The sequence below is a fragment of the Mesorhizobium sp. M0802 genome, assembly GCF_040320115.1.
GTDB lineage: Bacteria > Pseudomonadota > Alphaproteobacteria > Rhizobiales > Rhizobiaceae > Mesorhizobium.
Genome location: NZ_JAMYOY010000002.1, coordinates 463,470 through 475,588 on the forward strand (window position 1 = coordinate 463,470; position 12,119 = coordinate 475,588).

The window sequence follows — 12,119 nt, forward strand, 5'->3', positions numbered from 1 at the left end:
CTCAGCGGATATTGCGCGCGGCGTTGGACAGGGTGGTGAACAAGGCGCGTCGCGACTGCGGGACGGCAAGCATGAAAACGAGACCGATGCCGTAGTTGAGGGCAAGCGCCAAAAAGACCGCGAGCAGGTCTGACTGGCCCGTTAGAGACGGCGGCAACCACAGGTACAGGAACCAGGCAAGCAGGGACGAGGCGATGAAAAGCCCCTGCATGAGCAGGAAGTCGGCGGCGGTCACCGGACCGACGCGATGGACCAGTAGCGCCAGCACGGGAACGCGCAGCACGTAACCGCTGATGGCATAGGCCGCGGCAACGCCGACGGCGCCCCAGTGCAGGCCGACGACGAAGGCAGCGACGGTCGTCAGCGACGAATAGATGCCCCAATGGAACATGGTCTTCGTCTTGCCCTGACAGATGAATATCCATCCCGTCGTGCTTGAAACGGACTGGACCAGGCTGGCGATGCCCAGCCAGGCAAAGATCGGTGCGACCGGTGCCCAGCCCGCGCCGAAGAGAAGTCCGACGATCTGATTAGAGGTCAGCGTCAGCGCCGCGATGCCCGGCATGGTAACGGCCGCCAGCATCCAGTTGGTGCGCACATAGATATCGCGAAAGCGGGCCTTGTCATCGTGAATGCGGCTGAGCAGCGGCACCATGACCCGTGTCAGCGGCTGGTTGATGTTCTGCAGCGGGAACAACAGGAGCTTGTAGGCGCGGTCGTAATAGCCGAGTTCGATCGCACCGGAATATTTTCCGATGAGAATGTTGTCGAGATTGCGCGAGAAGAAGTTGGCGAGGTTGAAGCCGGTCAGGTTGGCGCCGAACGACAATATATCGGCATCGACCTTCAGGTCCGGCCGCAAAGGCGTCCAACGCGCCACCAGCCAGGCGGCAGCCAAGGCGATAGCTGCCGAAACCGCCGGGCCGATGACCAGCGACCAGTAGCCCAACCCCGCATAGGCCGCGATTGCGGCGGCCAGAAGTCCGGCGGCGGCGCTTATCACGTCGTTCAGTGCGAGCTGGCCGAACTGCAGGTGCCGGTTCATCAACGCCAGCGGCACTGCGGCGAGACTGCCGAGAAGCAGCGGCAGGGCGGAGCCAAGGGTGATGCCGGACATACGTTGATCGCCATAGAACGCGGCGATGGCAGGCGCCAGGCCGGCCACTACCACGGCACTACCCAGCCCGACGAGCGCGCTGATCCAGAACACCTGGTTGAGCTGCTGGTTGCTGATGTCCTTGCGCTGAACCACAGCCTGCTGCAGGCCCAGATTCTGAAGCAGCCCGACGAAGGCCACGATCGGCCCGACGGAAGCCACCAGACCGAAATCCTCGGGGACGAGCAGACGGGCCAGCACGATGACGGAGAGAAACTGGATCGCCATCTTGAAGCCCTGGGCGCCGATGGTTACCAGCCCGCCGCGCAGGGCGACACGACCGAACTGGGGGGGCGGATTGGCGTTCATGCAAGCGACCTCGTTTCGCCAAGCCGCATGGCGATTTCCACGAAATGTTGGTTCAGCAGATCGGAGTTGAACTCGGCCTCGATCTTCTTGCGCGCTGCGAGAGCGATCTCTTCACACGGCTTCGGATTCTCGGCGATCCAGGCAAGCTTTCCGGTCAGCGCCGCAACGTCCCGCTCAGCCACGAGAAAACCCGTCTTGTGATCATCGATCAGTTCAGGGATCCCGGAATGATACGTGCTGACCACCGTCAGGCCGGCGGCCATCGCTTCCATCAGGGAAACCGGAATGCCTTCCAGATCGCCATCGCGGGCGCCGACGCTGGGCAGCAGGAACACATGCGCATCGCGCAGACGCTGTTTGACTTCGCTGTGCGGCCGGGGCCCAAGAAAATTCACCCTGTCGGCAATGCCAAGCTCTGCGGCGATCCCCTTCAGCTGCTCGAGAAGTTCTCCGCCGCCGATCACCGAGTAGATCCAGTCTCGCCGCGGCAGGCCAGCAAGCGCGCGAAGCGCATATTCGATGCCCTTCTTTTCAGTCAGGCGGCAGACCGAGATGAAGGAGAGCGTAGCCTGCTCCCATGAACGCCACCGATAGTCGATGTCACTCGGCCGCACCCCCATATGGTGAACCACAACCTGCTCCGGCGATGCACCGACCTCAATCAAGGCATCGCGGAAAAACGCATTCACCGGCAGTTGAAGAACGCCCTTTTCGAACACAATCTTGTAGCGCGCGAGCGTATTGTCATGCAGCGGTTCGCCGACATCACGGCCGTGAAATATCGTCACCAGGGGAGCGGAAATCCTCCCGCGCTTGATCGCGCGGGCCACGCGCATGCCGTTGTTGCCGAAATGGGCAACGATGACGTCGGCGCCCTGCAGTTTTCGCGCATGAGCAATGTCGATGGCGGTCGAGAGCTTGTCCCAGAACCTGCCGGACCACTTCCTGAGCAGCGGGCGATAGCGACCCAGGCCACCCCACCAGCATACGACCTTTCCTGGCAACGCCTGCCAGCGCGGATCATCGATGTTGCTGTCCCTGCCGAAGGACGTCTCGTTGCAGACGACGCCGACTTCCATGCCGCGCTCAAGGCATCCGGCTATCTGGTCGAGAACAAAGGTTTCGGACAATGAGGGAAACTTGTCGACTACAAAGCAGATCTTCATCGGCAGGATGCGCTCGTCCGGGGAGCCGGTGTCCCTTTGACAAAAGCCGGGCCGAAGACAGGGTGGCGGAAGCACAAGACATGCAGCATGGAACTCTACCGCTGTTGGCCCACCCGCAGGAACGTTAGTATAGGTCTTGCTGCACTGCAACATTTTTGGTGCAGTGTAGCAAGATTTCCCTCGGCTTGGCGTGTCTGCCGATCAAACGCAGAGCAGCAGTGTCAGCCGGCAGATGAAGGATCCGCCAAGCCCTCGGAAACCCCGACATGACCGGCAGGTTCATGCGCAGGGCTCGATGTGGCCAGTTGGGTAACGATCTGCGCAAAACGTTCATTCAGAACATCTGCGTTGAAGTCGTCCTCGACCTTGCGGCGTGCGGCAAGCGCGATACGCTCGCATTCGGTCGGGTGCTCCCCGGCCCAGGCAAGCTTGCCGGCAAGCGCTGAAATATCTCGCTCGGGCGCAAGCAACCCCGTCTCCCCATCCTTGATGAGCTCCGGGATTCCCGAATGATACGTGCTGACCGCAATCAATCCGGCGGCCATGGCCTCCATGAGCGCGACCGGAATGCCTTCCATATCCCCGTCGCTGGCAGTGATACTTGGCAGCAAAAAGAGATGCGCCATGCGAAGCCGTCTTTTCACCTCTGCGTGAGGGAGGCTGCCGAGGAATGTTACGCGACCAGCCAAGCCCAGCTCTACGGCCAGCTTCTCCAGATTCATCCGCAGAGGACCGTCGCCAACAATGTCGTAACGCCAGTCTAGCTGCGGCTGGGAGGCCTTGAGGGAGGCCAGGGCTCGCAAGGCGAACTCGACGCCTTTCTTTTCGACCAGGCGGCAAACCGTCGTCACGACCAGTTGGGTGCCTTCCCACGATTCCCAGCGATAGCCGATTTCGCGGGTGTCAATTCCCATATGGTGGACCGTCGTGCTCGCCTGGGACAGGCCGGCTTCCAGCAGCATCGTGCGGAAGTAATCGTTGACGGGCAGGTTCAGGGTCCCATGCTTGGTCAGCCCGGCATATTGTGTCGCGAGCACTGCCTGCCGCGCCGGGATCGCCACGTCCGCGCCGTGAAAGATGGTTATGATCGGTGGTTTGAGCACCTTCCATTTCTTCAGTGCGGCTGCTCTCTCGCCGTTCTGTCCGAAGTGGGCGACAATCACGTCGCAGCGGTTCAGGCGGCGTGCAAAGGCGATGTCGAGAACGGTCGAGGCCTTGTATCGCAGACGCGGCGGCAGACGCTGTACAAATTTGCTGATTACAGCGGCCCATCGCCACCAATGTCGGGTTCTGGCGAGCAGCGTCGCCATCGGCTCGCTTTGCCGGTCAATTCGGTGGTCACCTTGCATCTTTTCGCAGACCACTTCGACCTGAAAGCCCCGCGCCAGCAGCCCAGCCATCTGGTCCACGACGAAGGTTTCCGAAAGCAGAGGGAATTCGCCGACGATAAAGCCCACGCGCATGACCCGCCCATAAGGTTGGGGCTTGCTCGGACCAAGCGGTCCATATCGCACAAGCCCTAATGTAGACAGGCAGAATACACTTTTAATTGCTGCAGTGCCACAAAATATTGCACTGCAGCAATTAAAAGTGATCCGGACGGGCGCACGACGCCTGGACCTGGCTAACGGGAACTTTGCGCGACCACGGTCGTGCAGCGTCTCAGCTGAACTGCAACACGACGCGTTTAGGCTGCGCGCTCCAAACCGACACGTCTTGCGCGGTCGAGAACGCCCATGAACGTTGCGAACTGGCTGTCGGGGTTCATTTGCCGCCGCTCCGAAAACTGACGTGCTGTCGCTGACAGCCGCTTGTACTCGGCCTCATCGCTCCACAGCCGACTGACCGTTGCGACCCAGTCGGCGAGCGGGGCGTCGTAGTCCAGTACCACGCCGCCGGCGCCGATCGCTTCCGGCAGACCGCCGCGCCGCGAGCCGACCACGGGAATGCCACTACAATGCGCTTCCGAGGCCACCCGGCCCCAGGCTTCTTCCCATTTGCTGGGCGCAAGCAGGATTTTCGTGCGGCCGTAGACCTTCTTCATGTCGCTGGTGCGGCTTTCCAGCTTGACGTTCTGGAGGGGAGAGATTGTTGCTTCGATCCGGGCTCGATGATCGTCGTCGAGCTTCCAGCTTTCGACGAACAGGAACGGGATCTCGGGACAGCCGGCGGCAATGCGCACCGCAAGATCGAAGCCTTTTTCCTCATATGGATTGATGAGCGTGACAAATTCACCGGTCGTCGGTGTGCTGTAGAACGCGGGATTGATGGTCGGCGGAATAACCGTCGAATCGATATCGAATTTTGCCTTGTAGGCGCGCGCGGTGAACTCGGAGTTGGCGATATAGACCGCCGAATGGAGCTCACGCAGATCGCCGGCCAATTCGTCGAATTCGACATTCCTCAGATAGACAGTCAGCGGCACGCCAAGCCTCTGCAACTCTCTGCCGATCGGCACCGAATTGTGGCACTGCACGACCGCGACATCCGGCCTCAACTTTTTGACGGCGAAGTCGGCCGCTTCCCAGGGGAACCACGCCCGTACAACCGGATAGCCCGGGAAATTGTCGATGACCGCGCGCTGACGAAGGAGCTTCATCTTGGCGCGCGCCCGGAAGCCGAACATGCCGTCGCCGAACAGCGCTGCCAGAACGGATGCCTCGTGACCGTTTTCGCGCAATTGCTCGACCAAGTGGTGGGTGCTCGACTGGACGCCCCCGCTGAATTGCGGCGGGTAGCCGGTGCCGCCTGCAAACAGAACTTTCATGAACCTGGCTCCGCGTTGTGCCGCCCTGCCTTCACGCCGCCATCCTGCCGATCGAGAAATACTCGATGCCGTGACGGGCGATGACCTTGGGATCATAGAGGTTGCGGCCATCGAAGATGACCGGCGTGGTCAGGGCATCCTTCACCGCGTCGAAGGACGGGGCGCGGAAACTCTTCCACTCGGTGGCGATCAGCAACGCGTCGGCGCCGCGCAACGCCGCCTCCTTGGTGCCGCACAAAAGCAGATCGTCGCGCAGGCCGTAGATGGCCTGGCATTCCTGCATCGCCTCGGGATCGTAGGCCTGCACATTGGCGCCGGCCTGCCACAGCGCCTCCATCAGGACGCGCGCCGGCGCCTCGCGCATGTCGTCGGTGTTGGGCTTGAAGGCGAGGCCCCAGAGCGCGAAGGTCTTGCCCTTGAGACTGCCCTTGAAATAACGGTGCACCTTGTCGAACAGCACCGACTTCTGGGCATTGTTGCGCTCCTCCACGGCGCGCAGCAGCTTGGCGTCGAACTTGACACCTTCGGCGGTCTTGATCAACGCGCGGACATCCTTGGGAAAGCACGAACCGCCATAGCCGAGGCCGGGATAGATGAAGTGGTAGCCGATGCGCGGATCCGAGCCGATGCCCTTGCGCACCTCCTCGATGTCGGCGCCGAGTTGCTCGGCCAGATTGGCCATCTCGTTCATGAAGGAGATCTTGGTCGCCAGCATGCAGTTGGCGGCGTATTTCGTGAATTCGGCGCTGCGCACGTCCATCACGATCATCTTCTCGTGGTTGCGGTTGAACGGCGCGTAGAGCTCGCGCATCACCGCCTCGGTGTCCTCGCTGTTGGTGCCGACGATAATGCGGTCGGGCTTCATGCAGTCGGCGACGGCGGAACCTTCCTTGAGGAACTCAGGATTGGAAGCGACGTCGAAAGCCAGGTCCTGGCGCCCGCGCGCCTTCAGCGTCTCGGCGATTTTGGCCTTCACCTTTTCGCAGGTGCCGACCGGCACGGTCGACTTGCCGACGACGATCTTGGGACTGTCCATCTCGCGGCCGATGGTCTCGGCCACCGCCAGCACATATTTGAGGTCGGCCGAACCGTCCTCGCCGGGTGGCGTGCCGACCGCAATCATCTGGATCTCGCCATGCTTGACGCCGGCGGCGGCATCGGTGGTGAACTTGATCCGGCCGGCTGCGTGGTTCTCCTTGACCAGGGCCTCCAGTCCCGGTTCGAAAATCGGCACCAGGCCCTGGTTGAGCCGCTCGACCTTCTTTTCATCGACATCGACGCACACCACCTGGTGCCCGACCTCAGCCAGCACCGCAGCCTGCACGAGACCGACATAGCCAATTCCAAAGACCGTCAAATTCATTCGGGTTAATTCCTGTTCACGCCCTTTGGCCTTATATGGCCGGGCCGGTTCAGATTACTTTATGCTGCTTACACTGCATGCCAGCGATTCCGGAAACTGGCACGGCTGGCCGAGCGCGGTGAAGGCCACGCGCTGCACCTGCATCGTCACCTGGCGGCCGGGGTCCGAAAAGGCGCCCATCCAGTTTTTCAGCGTGTCGCTGCCCCAGAGGCTGAAGAATATCTTCTGCGAGTGGGTCGGCAATTGCTCGGGATTGGTCACTTCCTGGACCAGCTTGCCGTTGACGTACCAGCGCAGCCGGTCCTTTTCCCAGATAAAGGCATAGTCGTTGAAGCCCTTGTCGGCGCCGCCTTCGACCTCGGCCAGCTTCTCGTTCTTGGGCTTGCCGGCGATGTAGCTGTTGACCTGCACCTTGGATGTATCCTTGGTCAGCACCTCGAAGTCGATCTCATACCAGGGCTGTTTGTCGGCAGGGCCGATATAGGTGAAGAAAGCGGCGTTGAGACCGGATCCGGTGTCGGTCTTCATCCGTGCTTCATAGGTCCCATATCCGAAGCGCTGCTTGGTCTGGATCTCGGCGCAGGCGAACTCGCGGTCCTTCAGTTTGCGCTTTTCGAAGCCGAGCGTCAGCATGTTGTCGGAAAATTTTACCAGGCTTTTCGACCAGGTGCAGTTCTGGTGATTGCCGTTCGACCAACCGTCGGAGACATACCAGCGCGAACGATCGAAACTCTTGAAATCGTCGACGAAGGACGGTGCGCTTTGCATCTCCGGGGAGGCGTCCTGGGCGCGGGAGGGGTGGGCGGCGCCGAGCAGAGCTGCGGCTGCCGCCAACAGAAGCGCACCAACGGATAGAAGACGCGTTGGGTTTACAAGACGCATTGGCCGATTTGGCCGCGTTGAAATCATGGCATCGATTGCCGCCATGGGCGTCGTCTTCGGATCTGCGTTCATATCAATTCACCTTTGTGCTGTTCCGCCCCAACCCAAAGTCACCGATTGGCCCACATTGCTAACGGGCCGATCCCGATCCTCCGTCCCCGAACTTTCTCTTCTGTGTCTCGTGTGACCGTGTTCAGCCGAAGCGACCTGCGGGTTTGACATATTCCCCGTGCGAATCAGAACTCTGGCCATCCTCGCCGACGATCGCGTCGAGTGAATGACGCAGTTCCTTCATCCGGCTCGTCTGGCGCACCAGCTCGGCGATGCGCTGTTCGCAGTTCAGGATGGACTTCGTCAGCTCGCCGACTTCCGACAGCTTGCTTGCCGACGCCGAGCCGTTCTCCATCGACTCGACCAGGAAGGCCGCGTTGGTGGACTTCGACCGGTAGCGGGCCTCCAACCCGGTCTTCTCGGCCGCAATCTCGGCCGTGATCTGATCCAACAGCTTTGCCAGACGGTCGAAACGCGCCAGATCGGTCTGCTTGTCGCGCGCTGGGTCCCTGGACCTGAAGCCGAAAATTGAAGCCATCCGGTTGGCCTTCCAAAATTGCTGCACCGCAACATACAGTGCCATCGTCGGGGCGTGTAGGCAACCTCCGAGTTTCAGAAAGGCAATTTTTTCAGCCTTGCGGCCGCCGTCCCGGACTTGGCGGAGCCTACTTTTGCGCCGCCGTGCTGGTAGCGGCCATGAGGAAGCGCAAGGGCGGCACCGGCTGCTGCCGCGGGGGCAGACCGGCGTGGCGAAACAACGCATCGAGCTTGTCGGCGGCCACGCCGACAACGATGGGAATGAAGTTCGACTGGCTGGCCAGCGCGTAGGCGGCGGCAGACGCCATGCCGCGCTCGGCCTTCACATCGAGAAAATTGCGCAGCCGGTATTTGTCACGCACATGCCGCTCGTGCTTGCGCAGCAGGGCCTTGGAGCCTTCCGGCAGGCTGTCGATCTTGAGCAGTGCCAGATCCGCATCGGCGAGGCGCTTCAGATCCTGTGTCTTGTGGCGCCCGCTCAGCGAATCGGCGCGCACGATCGCGCCATAGCCGCAGGAACGGATGACCTTGAAGCGTGCGCCAAGGGCAAAGGCGCGGGCGTACAGTTCATAATCTTCGCCGAGACGCAGGTTCTCGTCGTAACGCAGCCCATGCCTGTCGAGGAAAGCTCTTGATATCACCGGCTTGAGAAAGCCGAGTTCGCCGCGCTGGACACGCCGTCTGGAGATGTTGCCCTCGATGAACCGCTCGAAGTCGAGGAATTCCGGGTCCGCCGAAAAGGACGGGGCGACGATCTTAGAGACGTCGGTCGCCGTATCGTCACGGATCAGCATGATGTTGTCGGCGGCGAAATCCCAGTCGGTGCTGGCAAACAGCTGGCGAAACCGTCCCTGAAGGAAGAAATCGTCGGCGTCGAGAATGCTGATGAAAGGCGATTTCGACCCGGCAATGGCGGCATTGCGAGCGAAGGACGGGCCGCGATTGACGTCGAGCCGGATGACCGAAAGCCGACCGCTGCCATCGTCGGCAGCGCTGGCCACTTTTGCGGTGTCGTCGGTGGAGGCGTCGTCGACGACAACGACTTCCGCCACCTCCGGCTCGCGCAGCGCCGAGGCGATGGCTGCGGGAATGGTCCGGGCCGCGTTGCGCGCCGCGATGATCACGCAGACCCGGGATTCTGTCATGGACATAGGGTGGCCTTTCGATTGCATAAAGTGTCGCATTGGTCCCTCGCCCTCCCGGCGCGCGGCGCCGGACCCAGATCCATCCCCCGATCCATCCCCAGCGGATCGGGACGGAACGTTATCTGCCTGCTGCATGACGACCCTCATCGTGACCGGCTTTCCCGCTCGAAAATCCGCCGGCTGAGGTCGGCTGACGCGGCCCAGCCGGCCTCGGTCAGGTAGCGGACAGGTTCGCGGCCGCACAATTCCCACAAAACGGTGCGCCGTTGCGGCCATCTGAGCGACGACAGCCACGGCGCGATGACCATGTGGAACAGGTCTTCATTGCCGATGCGTGACAGGATCCTGGTGGCCCGATCCGACAGCAGCGTGCCGGCGCCACCAAGCAGCACATCGGCGGCGCGCAGGCCCAGCAGCAGGGTGTCAGCCAGCCCCTGCTCGGCCGCGTAGTCGAGCACAGTCTGCTGCTCGGCCTCGCTCAGCCGACCGGCAGCGGCCCGGATATCGCAGACATAGCCCGCGCATGGCTCGCGGTTGAACAGCGCCTTTGCGACACTGATGCAGGACAGAAGCAAAGTGTCGGAGGCCGAGATGAACGGCACGCTGGAGCCGGCGATCGCAAGCGCGCGCTTGCGGCGCAGGAACCCTTCCGTATCGCGCGGGCTGGGCGATCCCGGCTGCTGGAGCCGGTAATGGAGATCGACGGTGGACAATTTCCGACCTTGGCTGCGAACCATGTGCTGCTCGCCCAGAAAGCGCACCCACCAGACGGAGCGGGACTTGCCGGCGACCTCGTAGCCGATCGAGCGCAGCGCATCGCGAGCTCTAAAGAAGCCGGCCGGCGACACCAATATGTCGACATCTCCGGACGGCTTCATGAAATGGTCGCCATAGAGCAGTTGCTGCTGGAGGGGGCCCTTCAGGAAGACGAAATCGATGCCGCTGCCGCGCAGCGCCTTGTCGATGGCCATCGAATCCATGATGCCGGACGAGTTCATCGCAATCGTGCGCCGGCGATAAGTGTCGAGCCACTCGAGCAATCCCGGCGGCGTCTCGCCCGCCGGTGGGCGCGACAGCGCCTTCAGCATGAAGGTGGCGACCTTGTTCAGCCTGGCGATATCGCAAACATCGGCAACGGAGATGGCCGGTGCAGGCGCGGCGCTGGGGCTCGCCCTGGAGGCGAAGAACAGCCGCAGGCAAGCCTGCACATAGGCCACTTCGTCGGCGCAGCCAGCGGCGCGCAACCTTTCGAAGGTCCCTTCCTGCAATGCCATATGCTGCAGCATCTCCGCAAAAAATTCGCCAGGCGCGTTATATTGCAACTGCGAAGCAAAGCATCGCCAAATTCATGCGCCGCGTCCAGTTTTTCCTTTGGCGCCAATTTTCCTGCAACCTGAACGTTTCGCAACACAGTCCTACAACGAGATGCAAGGCGCCGCCTGATCGGGGCTTGTGGCGGGTACGTCAGCAACAATTTTGTGGGAATGCGCCAGCGCCCAAGTGAGGAGCATTCGAAGGAAAACTTAACGTAATTAAATCAGATACTTAGTTGATGGCCTCGGACACTCTGCTGAATTCTCCTGGGATGTGAAAATGCAAAGCGCTTTGATCACCATTGAAGGGAGTCGCAACCGAGAATTGATTAACGGCTGGTAAATCAGGCTTGACTCATAAATGCTGCCATGCAGCTATTGCGGTGCAGCAATAGCTCGCTGCCGGCAATCGACAGGCCGCTTCCAGTCCACAAGTGGAGAGTAAATTGGAACAGAATGTTGAAAAGCATGAGTACGAAACCCCTAGCCTGACGGTCCACGGCTCGATCGAGACCATCACGCAAGGCGGTAGCGGTACTACGGCACTCGACGCCTCGTTTCCGGCACATACGCCGGTCGGCGAACTCACCTTCTCCTGAGTATTCTCTCGTTGGGGTGACAAAGTCCGGACTCTGCAAACAGAGCGCACTAAGGAGAGTCGGGGGTCAAACCCCGGCTCTCGCGTCTTTGTCCGGAATTGCCGAAGCGTTGGTTGTGAGCGAGGTTTAGGATGGACTGGAACCCCACGGACCATGATCGGATGAGCGCGAGCAAGGATGCCGTGGCCTGCGAATTCGGCAACGGCCTAGCGCTGCTCGATATGAGGTCCAACATCTATTACAGCCTGAACGGCGTCGGCGCCTATATCTGGGAGCTGATCCAGGAGCCGCGGCCGATTTCCGAAATCCGCAGCGCCGTGCTGGATCGCTACAATGTCGATCCGGAACGCTGCAAGGCCGATGTCGATGGATTGTTGAAGGGCTTGGCGGACGCCGGGCTTGCGAGGCTCCATGATGAGGAACTTGTCTAGAGCTTTCTCACTGAGCGGGCCGGAGATGCTCTTTCTCGCCCACTGCCTTGCGGTGGTCGTGTCGGTGCGGCTGGGGCTGACGCTGCTTTCCTACAACAAAGTGCGCCGCATGGTGACCCGGCTCGACGCGCGCGAACCAGCCGACATCGGCGATCTCAGGCGTGTCGCCTGGGGCGTGGCTGCGGCTGCCCGCCTGGTGCCTGGCGCAAGCTGTCTGACCCAAGCGCTTTCCGGCCAATATTTGCTTGCCCGCCAGGGCAACGCCTCAAAAATCCGCATCGGCATCGAGCGCGATACCGGCACCGAGTTGAAGGCGCATGCCTGGCTGGTCAGCGGCGACCATATCGTGCTCGGCGGCTCGCTTGGCAGGTTTAACCATCTCGTCGACCACGGCCAGTGA

12 protein-coding genes are annotated in these 12,119 nt (G+C 61.3%); 3 read left to right on the plus strand and 9 right to left on the minus strand.

Annotated elements, in window-relative coordinates; translation table 11 throughout:
• Position 1: 1 nt before the first annotated feature.
• The 9 genes from NKI10_RS05415 to NKI10_RS05455 all read right to left on the minus strand — a co-directional run bounded on the left by NKI10_RS05415 (position 2) and on the right by NKI10_RS05455 (position 10,650).
• On the minus strand, positions 2-1,465 hold the full coding sequence (locus NKI10_RS05415; RefSeq protein WP_352859013.1) for a lipopolysaccharide biosynthesis protein: 1,464 nt from the start codon (positions 1,463-1,465) through the stop codon (positions 2-4).
• Positions 1,462-2,631 carry a glycosyltransferase gene (locus NKI10_RS05420; RefSeq protein WP_023736209.1) on the minus strand — a complete coding sequence of 390 codons (1,170 nt, stop codon included), beginning with the start codon at positions 2,629-2,631 and terminating at the stop codon, positions 1,462-1,464. The genes NKI10_RS05415 and NKI10_RS05420 overlap by 4 nt, the downstream gene beginning before the upstream one ends.
• Before the next feature lie 221 nt (positions 2,632-2,852).
• Positions 2,853-4,094, minus strand: coding sequence for a glycosyltransferase (locus NKI10_RS05425; RefSeq protein ID WP_023746624.1), 1,242 nt, complete (start codon positions 4,092-4,094; stop codon positions 2,853-2,855).
• 224 nt (positions 4,095-4,318) lie between these two features.
• Positions 4,319-5,398: a glycosyltransferase gene (locus NKI10_RS05430; RefSeq protein ID WP_352859015.1), complete on the minus strand. Its 1,080-nt coding sequence runs from the start codon at positions 5,396-5,398 to the stop codon at positions 4,319-4,321.
• Positions 5,399-5,429: 31 nt separating this feature from the next.
• Positions 5,430-6,761 (minus strand): UDP-glucose dehydrogenase family protein, encoded by a 1,332-nt coding sequence (locus NKI10_RS05435; protein WP_023755600.1) that lies wholly within the window; start codon positions 6,759-6,761, stop codon positions 5,430-5,432.
• A 54-nt stretch (positions 6,762-6,815) separates the two neighbouring features.
• A complete protein-coding gene (gene exoK, locus NKI10_RS05440) occupies positions 6,816-7,715 on the minus strand; it encodes an endo-1,3-1,4-beta-glycanase ExoK (protein ID WP_023668806.1) in 900 nt (299 codons plus the stop codon).
• A gap of 121 nt (positions 7,716-7,836) precedes the next feature.
• Complete coding sequence (locus NKI10_RS05445; protein WP_488494595.1) at positions 7,837-8,145, minus strand: hypothetical protein; 309 nt, start codon at positions 8,143-8,145, stop codon at positions 7,837-7,839.
• A gap of 214 nt (positions 8,146-8,359) precedes the next feature.
• Positions 8,360-9,382: a glycosyltransferase family 2 protein gene (locus NKI10_RS05450; RefSeq protein WP_023742531.1), complete on the minus strand. Its 1,023-nt coding sequence runs from the start codon at positions 9,380-9,382 to the stop codon at positions 8,360-8,362.
• Positions 9,383-9,519: 137 nt separating this feature from the next.
• Positions 9,520-10,650 (minus strand): nucleotidyltransferase family protein, encoded by a 1,131-nt coding sequence (locus NKI10_RS05455; protein WP_352859018.1) that lies wholly within the window; start codon positions 10,648-10,650, stop codon positions 9,520-9,522.
• 485 nt (positions 10,651-11,135) lie between these two features.
• Here NKI10_RS05455 and NKI10_RS05460 point away from each other — a divergent pair, with 485 nt between their 5' ends.
• From NKI10_RS05460 to NKI10_RS05470, 3 genes are all read left to right on the plus strand, one after another.
• The gene (locus NKI10_RS05460) at positions 11,136-11,288 is read left to right on the plus strand and encodes a lasso RiPP family leader peptide-containing protein (RefSeq protein ID WP_023684233.1); all 153 of its coding nucleotides are present in this window, start codon (positions 11,136-11,138) and stop codon (positions 11,286-11,288) included.
• Positions 11,289-11,449: 161 nt separating this feature from the next.
• The gene (locus NKI10_RS05465) at positions 11,450-11,719 is read left to right on the plus strand and encodes a PqqD family protein (RefSeq protein ID WP_245261370.1); all 270 of its coding nucleotides are present in this window, start codon (positions 11,450-11,452) and stop codon (positions 11,717-11,719) included.
• Between the two features lie 25 nt (positions 11,720-11,744).
• Entirely contained in the window at positions 11,745-12,119 is a 375-nt protein-coding gene (locus NKI10_RS05470) for a lasso peptide biosynthesis B2 protein (protein WP_245263585.1), read from the plus strand.